At 60.5% G+C, this 15,975-nt stretch carries 19 protein-coding genes; all 19 read left to right on the plus strand.

Features of this window, described 5'->3' with window-relative positions:
• Positions 1-263 precede the first annotated feature (263 nt).
• The 19 genes from FBX99_RS13205 to FBX99_RS13295 all read left to right on the plus strand — a co-directional run bounded on the left by FBX99_RS13205 (position 264) and on the right by FBX99_RS13295 (position 15,803).
• Positions 264-791: a YceD family protein gene (locus tag FBX99_RS13205; protein WP_003204262.1), complete on the plus strand. Its 528-nt coding sequence runs from the start codon at positions 264-266 to the stop codon at positions 789-791.
• Between the two features lie 13 nt (positions 792-804).
• A complete protein-coding gene (rpmF, locus tag FBX99_RS13210; protein ID WP_003179396.1) occupies positions 805-987 on the plus strand; it encodes a 50S ribosomal protein L32 in 183 nt (60 codons plus the stop codon).
• Between the two features lie 3 nt (positions 988-990).
• On the plus strand, positions 991-2,001 hold the full coding sequence (plsX, locus tag FBX99_RS13215; protein WP_144929522.1) for a phosphate acyltransferase PlsX: 1,011 nt from the start codon (positions 991-993) through the stop codon (positions 1,999-2,001).
• A gap of 169 nt (positions 2,002-2,170) precedes the next feature.
• The gene (fabD, locus tag FBX99_RS13220; protein ID WP_144929521.1) at positions 2,171-3,109 is read left to right on the plus strand and encodes an ACP S-malonyltransferase; all 939 of its coding nucleotides are present in this window, start codon (positions 2,171-2,173) and stop codon (positions 3,107-3,109) included.
• 15 nt (positions 3,110-3,124) lie between these two features.
• Positions 3,125-3,868 (plus strand): 3-oxoacyl-ACP reductase FabG, encoded by a 744-nt coding sequence (gene fabG, locus FBX99_RS13225; RefSeq protein ID WP_047699095.1) that lies wholly within the window; start codon positions 3,125-3,127, stop codon positions 3,866-3,868.
• A 190-nt stretch (positions 3,869-4,058) separates the two neighbouring features.
• On the plus strand, positions 4,059-4,295 hold the full coding sequence (acpP, locus tag FBX99_RS13230; RefSeq protein ID WP_047699097.1) for an acyl carrier protein: 237 nt from the start codon (positions 4,059-4,061) through the stop codon (positions 4,293-4,295).
• Between the two features lie 108 nt (positions 4,296-4,403).
• A complete protein-coding gene (gene fabF, locus FBX99_RS13235; RefSeq protein WP_047699099.1) occupies positions 4,404-5,648 on the plus strand; it encodes a beta-ketoacyl-ACP synthase II in 1,245 nt (414 codons plus the stop codon).
• Positions 5,648-6,463: an aminodeoxychorismate lyase gene (gene pabC / locus FBX99_RS13240; RefSeq protein WP_145131768.1), complete on the plus strand. Its 816-nt coding sequence runs from the start codon at positions 5,648-5,650 to the stop codon at positions 6,461-6,463. Before fabF ends, pabC begins: the two co-directional genes overlap by 1 nt.
• A 3-nt stretch (positions 6,464-6,466) precedes the next feature.
• A complete protein-coding gene (gene mltG / locus FBX99_RS13245) occupies positions 6,467-7,627 on the plus strand; it encodes an endolytic transglycosylase MltG (protein ID WP_144929519.1) in 1,161 nt (386 codons plus the stop codon).
• A 19-nt stretch (positions 7,628-7,646) separates the two neighbouring features.
• Complete coding sequence (tmk, locus tag FBX99_RS13250; protein ID WP_144929518.1) at positions 7,647-8,279, plus strand: dTMP kinase; 633 nt, start codon at positions 7,647-7,649, stop codon at positions 8,277-8,279.
• Positions 8,272-9,258 carry a DNA polymerase III subunit delta' gene (locus FBX99_RS13255; protein WP_144929517.1) on the plus strand — a complete coding sequence of 329 codons (987 nt, stop codon included), beginning with the start codon at positions 8,272-8,274 and terminating at the stop codon, positions 9,256-9,258. Before tmk ends, FBX99_RS13255 begins: the two co-directional genes overlap by 8 nt.
• Before the next feature lie 51 nt (positions 9,259-9,309).
• Positions 9,310-9,666 (plus strand): PilZ domain-containing protein, encoded by a 357-nt coding sequence (locus FBX99_RS13260; protein WP_144929516.1) that lies wholly within the window; start codon positions 9,310-9,312, stop codon positions 9,664-9,666.
• Positions 9,667-9,677: 11 nt separating this feature from the next.
• Positions 9,678-10,472, plus strand: a complete 795-nt coding sequence (locus tag FBX99_RS13265) for a TatD family hydrolase (RefSeq protein ID WP_145131770.1) — start codon at positions 9,678-9,680, stop codon at positions 10,470-10,472.
• A 383-nt stretch (positions 10,473-10,855) separates the two neighbouring features.
• Positions 10,856-11,494, plus strand: a complete 639-nt coding sequence (locus tag FBX99_RS13270; RefSeq protein WP_144929514.1) for a TetR/AcrR family transcriptional regulator — start codon at positions 10,856-10,858, stop codon at positions 11,492-11,494.
• Between the two features lie 135 nt (positions 11,495-11,629).
• Positions 11,630-12,598: a GTP 3',8-cyclase MoaA gene (locus tag FBX99_RS13275; protein WP_144929513.1), complete on the plus strand. Its 969-nt coding sequence runs from the start codon at positions 11,630-11,632 to the stop codon at positions 12,596-12,598.
• Positions 12,599-12,827: 229 nt separating this feature from the next.
• Entirely contained in the window at positions 12,828-13,433 is a 606-nt protein-coding gene (locus FBX99_RS13280; protein ID WP_041020461.1) for a DUF4823 domain-containing protein, read from the plus strand.
• A gap of 15 nt (positions 13,434-13,448) precedes the next feature.
• Positions 13,449-14,009 (plus strand): DUF1285 domain-containing protein, encoded by a 561-nt coding sequence (locus FBX99_RS13285; RefSeq protein ID WP_144929512.1) that lies wholly within the window; start codon positions 13,449-13,451, stop codon positions 14,007-14,009.
• A 175-nt stretch (positions 14,010-14,184) separates the two neighbouring features.
• Entirely contained in the window at positions 14,185-14,931 is a 747-nt protein-coding gene (locus FBX99_RS13290; protein WP_144929511.1) for a FadR/GntR family transcriptional regulator, read from the plus strand.
• Positions 14,928-15,803 (plus strand): SMP-30/gluconolactonase/LRE family protein, encoded by an 876-nt coding sequence (locus FBX99_RS13295; RefSeq protein WP_145131772.1) that lies wholly within the window; start codon positions 14,928-14,930, stop codon positions 15,801-15,803. Before FBX99_RS13290 ends, FBX99_RS13295 begins: the two co-directional genes overlap by 4 nt.
• The last annotated feature ends 172 nt before the right edge of the window (positions 15,804-15,975 follow it).

Raw genomic sequence — 15,975 nt, forward strand, 5'->3', positions numbered from 1 at the left:
CATCTCCAAAAGTCAGGGGCGAATTCTAGCGTCCTGTCTCGGAAATAAGCTGTTCATTTTTGGCGGCGTCTTGGGTGCCCGGCGGCGTTGCCACTGCTCGCCAGAGCCCTGCCATGACTCGTCGCGGCGCCTTGGCCGAACACCCAAGCCACTCGCCAAAAGAGAACGTATTTCCGAGACAGGACGCTAGCGAGGCGTGCAAGTGACGGGCAGGGCTGAATTTCCTTTGACATGGGCGGGTGCATCCCTATAATGCTGCGCCTATGTTGAATGACCCGATTCCACCTCACGTTGACCCGCGCAAATTGGCTGATCGCGGCACCACCCTTCAAGGTGAGCTGCTGCTGGCCGATTTGAAGAGACTCTGCGACCCGCTTTCCGATGATGTCGGTACGGTCCAGGCCAAATTCGTTTTTGAACGAGATGAACGTAAATCTGTGGTGATCCACAGCTTTATCGACACTGAAGTCAAAATGGTTTGCCAGCGTTGTCTTGAGCTGGTCACCCTGCCGATCCACAGCGAATGCAGTTACGCCGTGGTGAAGGAGGGTGCGAATACCCAGTCGTTGCCGAAAGGTTATGACGTGCTGGAACTGGGCGAAGATCCATTGGATCTGCAGTCACTGATCGAGGAGGAGCTTCTGCTCGCCTTGCCCATTGTGCCTGCTCATCATCCGGAAGAATGCCAGCAGCCGGCGGGAGCAGATGAGCCCGAACCGAGCGAGGACGAGGTAACGCGGTCCAACCCGTTCAGTGTATTGGCGCAGTTAAAGCGTGACCCAAACGTTTAGGAGTTAATCAATTATGGCTGTTCAGCAGAACAAAAAATCCCGCTCTGCCCGTGACATGCGCCGTTCGCACGACGCTCTCGAGGCTAGCACCCTGTCTGTAGAAAAAACCACCGGTGAAGTTCACCTGCGTCACCACGTATCGCCAGAAGGCGTATACCGTGGTCGTAAAGTGATCGACAAGGGCGCTGACGAGTAATCCTTGTCCGCTCAAGTCATTGCAATTGACGCAATGGGCGGGGACTTCGGTCCCCGCAGCATTGTTCAGGCCAGCCTTGCTTGCCTGAATGCAACACCCTCGCTGCACCTGACCCTCGTCGGTCAACCCTCTCTTCTTGAAGAAATGCTCAGCGGCCAGACGGCTGCGGATCGCGCGCGCCTGACGATTACCCCGGCGTCCGAAGTCATCACCATGGATGAAAAGCCGGCCCAGGCCTTGCGCAGCAAGCCTGATGCGTCGATGCGGGTGGCCCTTGAGCTGCTGCGCGACGACAAGGTCCAGGCCTGCGTCAGTGCCGGGAATACCGGGGCGCTGATGGCGCTGTCGCGCTACGTGCTCAAGACCCTGCCGGGCATCGACCGGCCTGCGATGGTCGCGGCAATCCCGACCCGAACGGGTTTTTGCCAGTTGCTGGACCTGGGGGCCAATGTCGATTGCAGCGCCGAGCACCTGCTGCAATTTGCGGTGATGGGCTCGGTGGCGGCTGAAACCCTCGGTATCGCGCGCCCTCGCGTGGCGCTGCTGAACATCGGAACCGAAGATATCAAGGGTAATCAGCAGGTCAAGCTGGCTGCCACGTTGTTGCAGGGCGCCAGGGGAATCAACTACATCGGTTTTGTCGAGGGCGACGGTGTGTACCGGGGCGAGGCGGACGTGGTGGTGTGTGACGGCTTCGTCGGCAACATCCTGCTCAAGTCCAGCGAAGGCCTGGCAACCATGATCGGCGAGCGGATCGAGCGCCTGTTCCGGCAGAGCCTGGCTTCGAGGATGGTGGGGGCCCTGGCGTTACCCTTGATGCGTCGCCTGCAGGCGGACCTGGCGCCGGCACGGCATAACGGGGCCAGTTTTCTCGGGCTGCAGGGTATTGTGATCAAGAGTCATGGTTCGGCCGGTGTGCAGGGCTTTCAAAGCGCTATCAACCGGGCCGTGATCGAAATCCAGGAAAACCTGCCCGAGCGCCTCCATGGTCGCCTCGAAGATTTGTTAACTTAGGCGTTTTCGTCCGACAATGCTTAAATGTGACCGGTCGGTTCAACCCGCCATCCAACTGTCAGTTTCCTAGGGTTGGTACGAAAAGTCGCGCAGGCACTTTTCGTACAAAGCCTAGCGTCCCCAAGGGGCGTCAATTTTTGACAACAAGATCATTAGGGGCTTTGTTTTCATGTCTGCTTCCCTCGCATTCGTCTTTCCAGGACAGGGCTCGCAGTCCCTCGGCATGCTGGCCGAACTGGGCGCGCAATACCCGCTGATCCTCGAAACATTCAAAGAAGCGTCCGATGCACTCGGCTATGACTTGTGGGCATTGACCCAGCAAGGGCCCGAAGAGCAGCTCAATCAAACCGATAAAACCCAACCGGCCATCCTGACCGCCTCGGTCGCCCTCTGGCGCCTGTGGCTGGCAGAAGGTGGCGCGCGCCCGGCCTTCGTTGCCGGTCATAGCCTGGGGGAATACAGTGCCCTCGTGGCTGCGGGCAGCCTGAGCCTGGGCGACGCGGTGAAACTGGTGGAGCGTCGTGGCCAGTTAATGCAGGAGGCTGTTCCGGCCGGGCAGGGCGGCATGGCCGCGATCCTTGGCCTGGACGATGCCGACGTGCTGGCAGCCTGTGCCGAGGCGGCCCAGGGTGAAGTGGTCAGTGCAGTGAACTTCAACTCCCCGGGCCAGGTCGTGATCGCCGGCGCCAAGGCGGCAGTCGAGCGTGCCATCGAAGGCTGCAAGGCCCGTGGTGCCAAGCGCGCCATGCCGTTGCCGGTCAGCGTACCGTCGCACTGTGAGTTGATGCGTCCTGCCGCCGAGCGCTTCGCCGAGTCCATTGCCGCCATTGACTGGCAGGCACCGCAGATTCCCGTAGTGCAGAACGTCAGCGCCGATGTGGCGCCGGACCTCGGGACCCTCAAGCGCGACCTGCTGGAACAGCTCTACAAGCCGGTTCGCTGGGTCGAATCAGTGCAGACCCTGGCGGCCAAGGGCGCGACCGAGCTGGTCGAGTGTGGCCCTGGCAAGGTGCTGGCCGGTCTGAACAAACGCTGCGCCGAAGGCGTGTCGACTTCCAACCTCAACACCCCAGACGCTTTCGCTGCCGCCCGTGCAGCGCAGGCCTGAACAGGAGAAGCTTGCATGAGTCTGCAAGGTAAAGTTGCACTGGTGACCGGTGCAAGCCGCGGCATCGGCCAGGCCATTGCCCTGGAACTGGGCCGTCAAGGCGCCATCGTTGTCGGCACCGCGACTTCCGCTTCGGGCGCCGAGCGTATCGCCGCGACCCTGAAGGAAAACGGTATTCAAGGCACGGGTCTTGAGCTGAACGTCACCAGCGACGAGTCCGTTGCGGCGGTATTGGCCAGCATCCAGGAGCAGTTCGGTGTCCCGGCTATCCTGGTCAATAATGCCGGTATCACTCGTGATAACCTCATGATGCGCATGAAAGATGATGAATGGTTCGACGTGGTCGACACCAACCTGAACAGTCTGTACCGGCTGTCCAAGGGCGTCCTGCGCGGCATGACCAAGGCCCGTTGGGGCCGGATCATCAGCATCGGTTCGGTTGTGGGTGCCATGGGCAACGCCGGCCAAGTAAACTATGCTGCGGCCAAGGCCGGTCTGGAAGGTTTCAGCCGTGCACTGGCGCGTGAAGTGGGTTCGCGCTCGATTACGGTAAACTCGGTCGCACCGGGTTTCATCGACACCGACATGACCCGCGAATTGCCGGAAGCACAGCGTGAGGCCTTGTTGACACAAATTCCGCTGGGGCGCCTGGGGCAGGCTGAAGAGATCGCGTCCGTGGTCGCTTTTCTTGCATCCGACGCTGCGGCATACGTGACTGGGGCTACAATCCCGGTGAACGGCGGGATGTACATGAGTTAAATGTGACGGATTGCTTCAAAAAAATGTCATACGAGCTGTCTAAAATCCGTTATAAAGCTGCAACTTATTTATAGACAGCGGGCCGTCAGGGTTCGAAGGGAAAGCTTTCGGTTGAAAAATCGAAAAGCCTTTCTATACACTTACCCACCGGCCAGTTGCCTGAATTGTCCATTAGGAGTGAAAACAAGGTATGAGCACCATCGAAGAGCGCGTCAAGAAAATCGTTGCCGAGCAACTGGGCGTTAAGGAAGATGAAGTCAAGAATGAAGCATCTTTCGTTGAAGACCTGGGTGCCGACTCCCTTGACACCGTTGAGCTGGTGATGGCTCTGGAAGAGGAATTCGAGACCGAAATCCCTGACGAAGAAGCTGAAAAAATCACTACTGTTCAGCTGGCTATCGACTACGTAAACAAGCACCAAGGCTGATTGTTTCCAGTCGTTGCTTGCTGTCATGGAAAAACCGCACTGCCGTCACGGCGTGCGGTTTTTTCTTTAGGTCTGATGAAAAGTCGTCATTAGAAAAAGGAGAGTGCTGTGTCGCGTAGACGCGTCGTAGTCACCGGTATGGGTATGTTGTCGCCACTGGGCACGGATGTGCCGAGCAGTTGGCAGGGCATTCTGGCTGGCCGTAGTGGCATTGGTCTGATCGAACACACCGACCTTTCTGCCTATTCCACCCGTTTTGGCGGCTCGGTAAAGGGCTTCAATGTCGAGGAATATCTGTCGGTCAAGGAAGCCCGCAAGCTCGACCTGTTCATCCAGTACGGCTTGGCTGCTGGTTTTCAGGCGGTGCGTAACGCCGGCCTGGAAGTCACCGATGCCAACCGTGAACGCATCGGCGTGGCCATGGGATCGGGTATTGGCGGCTTGACCAATATCGAAGAAACCAGCCGCACGCTGCACGATTCGGGACCGCGACGGATTTCTCCATTCTTCGTGCCGGGCTCGATCATCAATATGATTTCCGGTTTCCTGTCCATCCACCTGGGGGCACAGGGACCCAACTACGCCATTGCCACGGCATGTACCACGGGTACCCACTGCATCGGCATGGCGGCGCGCAACATCATGTACGACGAAGCCGACGTGATGATCGCCGGCGGCGCCGAGATGGCGGCGTGTGGCCTCGGTATGGGCGGCTTTGGGGCTTCCCGTGCCCTGTCGACCCGCAACGACGAGCCGACCCGTGCCAGCCGGCCTTGGGACAAGGGGCGCGATGGCTTCGTGCTGTCCGACGGTGCCGGTGCGCTGGTACTCGAGGAGCTGGAGCATGCCAAGGCACGTGGCGCGACCATCTATGCCGAACTGGTTGGCTTTGGTACCAGCGGTGATGCGTATCACATGACTTCACCGCCGGCCGATGGCGCCGGTGCTGCCCGCTGCATCGCCAATGCCCTGCGTGACGCCAAGGTCAACAGCGAGCAAGTGCAATACATCAACGCCCATGGCACTTCGACCCCGGCCGGCGACCTCGCCGAAGCCCAGGCGATCAAGACCGTGTTCGGCGAACATGCCTACAAACTGGCTGTCAGCTCGACCAAGTCGATGACCGGTCACCTGCTGGGCGCCGCGGGCGCGGTGGAAGCGATCTTCAGCGTGCTGGCGATCAACAGCCAGGTTGCGCCGCCGACCATCAACCTCGACGAGCCGGACGAAGGTTGCGACCTGGACTTCGTTCCGCACACCGCCCGGGGCATGGACATCGATGTGGTGCTGTCCAACTCCTTCGGCTTTGGCGGCACCAACGGCTCGCTGGTGTTCCGCCGGTTTGCCGGTTGATGGAAAGCTGGGTCGACGGTCAGCCGGCTGACGTTCTGTCACTGAAGGATCGCGGCCTGGCCTATGGCGATGGGTTGTTCGAAACCATCGCCGTGCGCAATGGCGAACCGGTGTTGCTGGAACGTCATCTGCGGCGGCTCGAGCTGGGTTGCCAGCAGTTGGCGCTCAATCTCGACAACGGCGCATTGCGCGCGGAACTGAACGCCTACGCGCAACGCCTGGGTGACGGCGTGCTGAAGCTGATCGTGACCCGTGGCGACAGCTTGCGCGGTTACGCCGCCGCCCCCTCGGCTCGGGTGCGGCGCATCCTGCAAGGGAATCCGCCGGCTGCCTACCCTGCTGCCCATGCCGAGCAGGGCGTTGCCCTGTTTCCTTGTGCCACTCGCTTGTCCGAGCAGCCGTTGCTGGCGGGCCTCAAACACCTCAATCGTCTTGAACAGGTCATGGCTCGCGCCGAGTGGAGCGATTCGGAGCACGCCGAAGGCCTGATGCTGGATACGTCCGGGCGGGTGATCGAAGGGGTCTTCAGCAACCTGTTTATCGTGCGCGATGACGTGTTGATAACGGCTGACCTGAGCCGGTGCGGCGTGGCTGGCGTGATGCGTGCCGAATTATTGTTTCAGGCCGAGTCACAGGGCATCGCCACGCAAGTGACCGATATCCGCCTCGAGCAGCTGCAGCAGGCCGATGAGGTCTTTGTCTGCAACAGCGTGTATGGCGTGTGGCCGGTACGCGCATGCGGTTCGATGCGCTGGTCGGCCGGGCCGCTCACCCGTAAACTGCAGACCCTTGCCCGCGCGTTATTGGATGTTTGATTCGTGAGACGTAAATTCTTGCTGTTGCTGGAAACCGGCCTGGTTCTGGCAGGGCTGCTGTGGGGCGCTTCGGCCTGGAAAATTCATTCGGCATTGCAACAGCCGTTGAACATCACCCAGGAAGAACTGCTGGAGATTCCCAACGGGACCACTCCGACCAAGACCCTCTATCGCCTCGAGGCCGACGGCCTGATCAGGGACGCGTTCTGGCTGAGAGTGTATTGGCGCTTCAATCTCGCCGGCCAGCCCCTGCATTCCGGTGAGTACCGGATGGTGCCGGGCATGACCATGGAAAACCTGATCGGCGTATGGAAACGCGGCGAGGTGGTGCAGTACAGCGTGACGCTGGTGGAAGGCTGGAATTTCCGCCAGGTCCGTGCGGCGCTGGCCAAGGATGAAAAACTCCAGCAGACCCTCACTGGCCTCAGCGACAGCGAGGTGATGGATCGGCTGGGCCATTCCGGTGTATTCCCCGAAGGACGGTTTTTCCCGGATACCTATCGCTTCGTGCGCGGGACGTCTGACGTCGATCTGCTGAACAAGGCCTATGGTCGGCTTGAAGACGTGCTGGCCAAGGAATGGGCCGAGCGTGCTGCCGATGTGCCTTACACCCAGCCCTACCAGGCGCTGATCATGGCCTCCCTGGTGGAAAAGGAAACCGGTGTACCGCAGGAACGCAGTCAGATCGCCGGTGTGTTCGTGCGTCGCCTGCGCATGGGCATGCTGTTGCAGACCGACCCCACGGTGATCTACGGCCTGGGTGAACGCTACACCGGCAAACTCACCCGCGCCCATTTGAAAGAAGAGAATCCCTACAACACCTACATGGTCCCTGGGCTACCGCCGACGCCGATTGCGATGGTGGGGCGCGAGGCGATTCACGCCGCGTTGAACCCGGCTTCGGGCAACAGCCTGTACTTTGTTGCGCGCGGGGATGGCAGCCACGTGTTTTCCGACAACCTGGATGAGCACAACAACGCAGTGCGCGAATACCAGCTCAAGCGTCGCGCCGACTATCGCTCCAGCCCGGCTCCGGCTACGCTGGACGACTCGGCGCCGATTCCCGCTGCCTCGCCCGATACGGCTCCCGAAGCCCTGCCCCAGGTGCAACCCGAGAAGCCCGCTCCCGAACCGAATGCTGACGAGCTCCCGAGCCCGCAATGACTCTGATTAAGGACTGCCCGTGACTGGCTTGTTTATAACGCTGGAGGGCCCGGAGGGCGCCGGCAAGAGCACCAACCGCGAATTCCTGGCCGAACGCCTTCGGGCATCGGGGATTGAAGTGGTGCTGACTCGCGAGCCGGGCGGTACGCCGCTGGCGGAGCGGATCCGCGAGGTGCTGCTGGCGCCGGCTGAAGAAGTGATGAGCCCCGACACCGAACTGTTGCTGGTGTTCGCCGCCCGGGCACAACACCTGGCGGAGGTGATTCGTCCGGCCTTGGCCCGTGGCGCAGTGGTACTTTGCGATCGCTTTACCGATTCTACCTACGCCTATCAAGGCGGCGGCCGGGGTTTGTCCCTGGAACGCATCGCGGCGCTGGAAACCTTTGTCCAGGGTGACCTGCGCCCGGACCTGACGCTGGTGTTCGACCTGCCGGTGGAAATCGGTCTGGCCCGTGCCAGCGCCCGTGGTCGGCTGGATCGTTTTGAGCTTGAAGGCGAGACATTCTTCAATGCGGTGCGCAACGCCTTCCTGAACCGTGCCAAGGCCGATCCGGCGCGTTACCTGTTGATCGATGCTGCTCTGCCGTTGACGCAGGTCCAGCAATCGCTGGACGGCCTGTTGCCAGGTTTGCTGGAGCGTGTCCGTGGCTGAAGCCTATCCCTGGCAGGACGGTCTCTGGCAACAACTGGCCGGCCGTGCCCAGCATGCTCACGCGTACCTGCTGCATGGCCCGGTCGGGATCGGCAAGCGAGCGCTGGCCGAACGCCTGATGGCCAGCTTGCTGTGCCAGCGTCCGGGGCCCTCGAACGCCTGTGGCGAGTGCAAGTCCTGCCTGCTGCTCAAGGCTGGCAGCCATCCGGATAATTACGTGCTGGAGCCGGAGGAGGCGGACAAGGCGATCAAGGTGGATCAGGTCCGTGACCTGGTCAGCTTCGTCGTCCAGACCTCGCAACTGGGCGGACGCAAGGTGGTGCTGATCGAGCCGGTCGAGTCGATGAACATCAATGCCGCCAACGCCTTGCTCAAGAGCCTCGAGGAGCCTTCCGGCGATACGGTACTCTTGCTGGTCAGTCATCAGCCGAGCCGCTTGCTGCCGACCATCAAGAGCCGTTGCGTGCAACAGGCCTGCCCGTTGCCGAGCGAGGCGATGAGTTTGCAATGGCTGGCCCAGGCCTTGCCCGACAGCACCGATGACGAGCGTGCCGAATTGCTGACCCTCGCCGCCGGTTCGCCCCTGGCGGCCGTCAATCTTCAGGCCCAGGGTGTGCGCGAGCAGCGGGCGCTGGTGGTGGACGGGGTGAAGAAGCTGCTCAAGCAGCAGCAATCGCCCACGCAATTGGCCGAGGGCTGGAACGCCATCCCGTTGCTGTTGCTGTTTGATTGGTTCTGCGACTGGTCGAGCCTGATCCTGCGCTATCAGCTCACCGAAGATGAGGCGGGCTTGGGGCTGGCGGACATGCGCAAGGTGATTCAGTACCTGGCGCAAAAAAGCAGCCAGGACAAAATCTTGAACATTCAGGACTGGTTGCTTGCCCAACGTCAGAAGGTGCTGGGCAAGGCGAACCTCAACCGGGTGTTGTTGCTCGAAGCGCTGTTGGTGCAGTGGGCGAGCTTGCCCGGGCGTAACTGACAGACGTCGCCAAGGCTCCTAGACTCTGTTCAATTCGCAGCGGAGATCAGCATGAACGAACCTGTCAGTCCCGGACCGCGCAACGGCATCCTGTCCCTGGCCATCAAGGACAAGTCGGTGCTTTATGCCGCCTATATGCCTTTTATCAAGAATGGCGGCCTGTTCATCCCCACCAACAAACATTATCGGCTGGGAGATGAGGTGTTCATGCTGTTGAGCTTGATGGAGGAACCGGAGAAGATCCCGGTCGCCGGCAAGGTGATCTGGATGACCCCCAAAGGCGCTCAGGGCAACCGCGCGGCTGGCGTCGGCGTGCAGTTCAATGACGGCGACAGCTCGGCCCGCAATCAGATCGAAACCCACCTGGCCGGAACCCTGAAGTCCGACCGTCCCACCCATACGATGTAGCCCGAGCCTTTATGCTTGTAGATTCCCATTGTCACCTCGATCGTCTCGACCTGGCCGCCCATGGCGGTTCCCTGGATGCAGCGCTGGATGCCGCCCGCCAGCGGGGCGTCGGACACTTCCTGTGCATCGGTGTCAGCGCCGACAACGCCGCCGACGTCAAGGTCCTGGCCGAGCGTTATGAAGACGTCGATTGTTCGGTCGGCGTCCATCCACTGGATGTCCAACCCGATGCCACGCCGGCCCTGGACTGGCTGTTGCGCGAGCTCGACCATCCGCGAGTTGTCGCCATCGGTGAAACCGGCCTGGATTATCACTACGAGCCGGAAGCCGCCGAGGTGCAGCAGGCTTCATTCCGCCTGCACATGGAAGCCGCGAAGCAGACCGGCAAGCCGGTGATCATCCACACCCGGGGCGCCCGAGCCGACACCCTGGCCTTGCTGCGCGACGCCGCGCTGCCCCAGGCCGGTGTGTTGCACTGTTTTACCGAAGACTGGGACATGGCCAAGGCGGCGCTGGACATGGGCTATTACATTTCCCTGTCCGGGATCGTCACGTTCCGCAATGCCGATGCCCTGCGCGACGTTGCCAGCAGGGTGCCGGCCGACCGGTTGCTGGTGGAAACCGACTCGCCGTACCTGGCGCCGATCCCGTATCGCGGCAAGCCGAATCTTCCGCAATATGTACGGGAAGTGGCGGAGTTCCTGGCTATGCTGCGGGGCGAATCCTACGAGCGGTTTGCTGACCAGACGACCGAGAACTTCAAGCGGTTGTTCCCCCTGGCTCATGTCCGGTCGCTACAGGCTTGAATTCCGAACAAAAAAAACCCGGGTTCTGGGGGGGGAATCCGGGTTAAGACCATTAGGAGTAAAACAAAGGCACGCAGTCCTTTGGTACCTTTATCGGCGCGTCACTTGGGGGAGATGTCGCGCCGACAGTTCAAGTATTGATCAGGAAACCCGCGCGTCCAGTTTGCCCGGGGCGGTTTTTAAACAAATTTGGAATACGCTCGCTTCGGATAGGTTCTCACTGTCGTCACCGGTTGCCGGGACGACGCGATGGCGTAAGCCGCAGTGAGCCAATGTTGTACGATTTTGGGAAGAACTACCGCCGGGAACGGATGATCCGTGCATTTTTGCGTAAGTTAGGCATAATACCCGGCTTCGAATTTTGACCTTCAGACCTTTTTCTTATGCACAAAGAACCTCGTAAGGTCCGTGAGTTTCGCCGCCGCGAGCAGGAAATTCTCGACACCGCTCTCAAGTTGTTCCTCGACCAGGGCGAAGACAGCGTTACCGTCGAGATGATTGCGGATGCCGTGGGTATCGGCAAAGGCACGATCTATAAGCACTTCAAATCCAAGGCGGAGATCTACCTGCGCCTGATGCTCGATTACGAGCGCGATTTGAACGAATTGCTGCATTCGGCGGATGTGGACAAGGACAAGGAGGCGCTGTCCCGGGCCTACTTCGAATTCCGCATGCGCGATCCCCAGCGCTACCGCTTGTTCGACCGCCTGGAAGAGAAGGTGGTCAAGGGCAACCAGGTACCGGAGATGGTCGAGGAGCTTCACAAGATCCGCGCTTCGAACTTCGAGCGCCTGACGTTGCTGATCAAGGGCCGGATCAGCGAAGGCAAGCTCGAAGACGTACCGCCTTACTTTCACTATTGCGCTGCCTGGGCGTTGGTGCATGGTGCGGTGGCGTTGTACCACTCGCCGTTCTGGAGCAACGTGCTGGAGGATCAGGAAGGTTTCTTCCAGTTCCTGATGGACATCGGTGTGCGCATGGGCAACAAGCGCAAGCGTGATACAGACGTTACGAACAACTGACATTCACCTGTCTGATTGCGCCATGTCCGCTTACATGGCGCAGTGCCCCAGTAATATACTCAGGCTTGGGTCTTGCGAAAACCTGAATTCTAGGTCAAGTTTCGTGGGCCGATTTTTCTTTCGCCGGAGTCATCCATGATCGTTGACCGTCAGGGCAGGCGTTTCCGCAATCTGCGGATCAGCCTGACTTCCGCCTGCAATTACGCCTGCACCTATTGCGTGCCCGACGGCAAGCGCCTGGTGGCGGCGCAGGATGAGCTGTCGGCCGAAGCGATGGCGCGAGGCGTGGCCTACCTGATCGAAGCGGCCGGCATCGAACGACTGCGCATCACCGGCGGTGAGCCGCTGGTCAGTCCCAAGCTCGAACGCTTCATGGCGGCGGTGGGGCAAATGGGCCTGGAGGACATCAGTCTGACCACCAACGGCCAGTTGCTGGCGAAGAAGCTGCCTTTGCTGGTGGACGCAGGCATCCGCCGCATCAACGTTTCCCTCGACACCCTGGACCCTGCCGCGTTTCGCAGCATCGCCCGTGGCGGCGATCTGGCAACCGTGCTCGACGGTATGGACCAGGCCCACGCGGCGGGCATGAAGATCAAGGTCAATATGGTGCCGTTGCGCGGACAGAATCTGGATCAGGTCATGCCATTGCTGGAATATTGCCTGGCACGTGGCTATGAGTTGCGCTTCATCGAATTGATGCGCATGGGGCACCTGGCCCGGGATTCCAATGCGTTCTTGCAGCAGTTTGTCAGTTTGCAACAACTGTTGAGCCTGATCGGCGACCAGTACGAATACCTGCAAGCCGACGCGCCGGTGGATGCGACGGCGGTGCGCTATGAGATCCCTGGAATGGGTTATTTCGGTGTGATCGCCAACGAAAGCGTGCCTTTCTGCCGTACTTGCTCGCGGTTGCGGTTGTCTTCCACAGGCTGGTTGCATGGTTGCCTTTCCTCGAGCAACCGTCACTTCATCGGCGACCTGCTGGACAAGCCCCGTCACGAGGCGCTGCCGGCCCTTCAGCGGTTGTTGGTCAAGGCCTTGGGGGACAAGCAAGAGGTAGCGTTTTCCGGCGGCGCGACCATCATGAAGATCATCGGCGGCTGATCCTCTCTGTGGCGAGGGGATTTATCCCCGCTGGGTCGCGTAGCGGCCCCAAGATAGTCATACCTGCACCATCTTCGAGGGGCTGCTTCGCACCCCAACGGGGCGGTGCGACGTTTCGTTAAATCCCCTCGCCACCAGCTGTTAATAAACCCCCATTCATTGAGCTGGCGCAAAAGCTGCATTCAACGGCCATTCGCCGGTTTTCCGACACCGGTTTCTGGAGGGTAGGATGCGTAGCCTGGTTTTGCTGCTGGCCGTTTTGGCGCTGGCTGGTTGTATGAATGTCAGCGACATGGGAGAAGGCGTTCGTTATCACATGAGCGACGCCGGTCTGCTGGATCACAGCGACAGTCGCCGTGTGAACAACCTGCGTATTCAGCCCGATTCGTTCATCTACATTGCCCAGGGCGCGTTCGCACCGCCGGGCGGCGCCTACCCGCGTCCCAATGTCGTGGCCGAAGAAGCCTTCAACGGATTCATCGAATATTTCCCGATGGTCCGTCGTGCCCGTGTTCCCGAAGGGCTGGACCAGGCCATGGGCGAAGCCCGTGCCGCGGGGGCTCATTACTTGCTGTACACCCGGTTCGCCAAGGCTGACAACCGCATCGGCAATTCTGACGAATGGCTGGACGAAGAAGCCGTGGATCGCCTGGGGGTCGATACCAGCGTCATCCAGATCATGTTGATCGAGACCAGCACCCAGTATTTGATTGATACTGCACGTATCAAGAGTCGTGGCGGTTTACTGACGTTGCACGACAAGCAGCCACAAGACCTCATCGCCACGCCGTTGCGTGAATATGCCCGCAGCCTGCTGGGGATGAGCGACGAGTAAATACAAGGAGTCACCATGAGCGGACCGCAAAAAGCCAATGACCTGCTGGGGCAGATCCCCAAGACCAAAGGCCTGCCGCCGGTCCACTTATGGAACCCCGACTTCTGCGGCAACATCGACATGCGCATCGCCCGCGATGGCACCTGGTACTACTTGGGCACGCCCATCGGACGCAAGCCGATGGTCAAGCTGTTCTCCACCATCATCCGCCGCGACGGCGATGATTATTTCCTGATTACCCCCGTGGAAAAAGTCGGCATCCAGGTCGACGATGCGCCGTTCGTGGCCGTGACCCTGGAGGTCGAGGGCCATGGCGAAGGGCAGTTATTGCGCTTCACCACTCACGTCGATGAAACCACCGAGGCCGGCCCCGACCATCCGCTACGGGTGGTGATCGATCCCCACACCCAGGAGCCGGCGCCCTACGTGCATGTGCGCAGCAACCTCGAAGCCCTGATTCACCGAAATGTGTTCTACCAGTTGGTGGAGCTGGCGGTGAGCCGTGAGATTGACGGGCAGCGGTGGCTGGGGGTGTGGAGTGGGGGCGAGTTTTTTCCGATAGGCCTGGAACCGTAAATCCTGTGGGAGAGGGCTTGCTCGCGAAGGCGGTAGATCAGCAAACATTGATTTGACTGACCCACCGTCTTCGCGAGCAAGCCCGCTCCCACATTGTTTGTGCAAGATTCCAATTGACAGCCAATCATATGATGATTAGCGTGAGCCACCAATAAGAGTGGCCCGCGGGGTTTTCATGTCCAGCAGTTTTCACGCATCGACCGTCGATTGGCTCGGCGGTTGGATCGCCGCCGGCCAGGTCAAACCTGGACAGACCATCAAGGTCGAGGCAGACCTGGGGGAGCAGTTGGGGGTCAGTCGCACGGTGATTCGCGAGGCGATCAAGACCCTGGTGGCCAAAGGCATGCTTGAGGTCGGACCGAAGGTGGGGACGCGGGTGTTGCCGGTACGGCGTTGGAATCTGTTCGACCCACAAGTGGTCGGCTGGCTGTCACGCAGCGGTTTGCCAGAGAACTTTGTCGATGACCTGTTGGACCTGCGTCGTACCATCGAGCCCATGGCGGTGCGCTGGGCCTGCGAGCGGGCGACGGTCGAGCAGGTACAGGCGATCCGCCTGGCCTACCATGCGCTGGAGCGGGCGGTGGACAGCGGCGCCGACTACAACCGGGCTGACCAGTTTTTCCACGAGTGCATCCTCGCCGCCAGCCACAATCAATTCATAGAACAAATGGTCCCGGCCCTGGGGGCGTTGCTGGCGGTGTCGTTCGAGGTATCGGCCGCCGATCCGGATGAGCTGCGCCGTACCTTGCCCATCCACAAGGACATCGCTGAAGCCATCGCGTCCCGTGACGCGACACGGGGCGTCTGGGCCTGCATGACCCTGATCGACAACGCTGACCTGGCCATCAAGCGCTTCTACCCTGACATGATGGCCGGTCGTACAGACACTGCCGGGCAAGCCGGAAACGGGAGGTTTCAATGATGTGGAAGGCGGTAACGGAGCACCGGGCGAAACTGGGTGAGGGGCCCTTCTGGGACGCGCCGACCCAAGCGCTGTATTGGGTCGACATCGCCGGCAAACAGGCCCTGCGGTTGATCGGTGCCAATGTGCAGATCTGGCAGATGCCCGAGCATGTGTCCGCCTTCATCCCGACGCAGAGGGGGGATGCGCTGGTGACACTGAGCAGCGGTGTCTACCGGCTGGATCTGGATTCGCCGGGCCTGGAGCCCCGTCTGACGCTGCTGTGCATGGCCGATCCCCAACCCGGCAACCGTGCCAACGAAGCCCGTTGCGATGGCCTGGGCCAGCTCTGGCTCGGGACCATGCAGAACAACATCGGTGAAAACGGTGAGGACCTGCCCCTGGAACACCGCTCGGGGGGGCTGTTTCGCGTGGGCGCCGATGGCCGGGTCATGCCGTTGCTGCGCGGGCGGGGCATTCCCAACACGTTGTTGTGGAGCCCTGACGGTACCACGGTGTATTTCGGTGAAAGCCTCGATGGCACGTTGTACCGGCATTTCATTCATCCCGACGGCAGCCTGGCGCCCGCCGAAGTCTGGTTCGGCCCTCATTCGCGTGGCGGGCCGGACGGATCGGCGATGGACGCCCGCGGCTATGTCTGGAACGCCCGTTGGGATGGCAGTTGCCTGCTGCGAATCAGTCCTGATGGCCAGGTCGACCGGGTGATCGAGTTGCCGGTCAGTCGCCCCACCAGTTGCGTGTTCGGGGGAGAGGATCTCAGGACCCTGTACATCACCAGCGCGGCCAGTCCGTTGGCGCATCCGCTGGATGGCGCGGTGCTGTCCATGCGGGTCGATGTGCCGGGTGTGAGCTGTACGCGGTTTGCGGGTTAAATCCCATAATATGGGATGTAAATATATATATTGAGATTGTTGGCGGGCCGGGTTTATAGTCGGCTCCATCAGCAACATGCATTCACACTAAAAAAACAAAACAGGTGAAGCGATGCAACGATCCATTCCCGTACGCCCCGGCGACGTACGTGACCCACTGTCCTCCCAGTGC

The sequence above is a fragment of the Pseudomonas sp. SJZ074 genome, from assembly GCF_007828215.1.
GTDB lineage: Bacteria > Pseudomonadota > Gammaproteobacteria > Pseudomonadales > Pseudomonadaceae > Aquipseudomonas.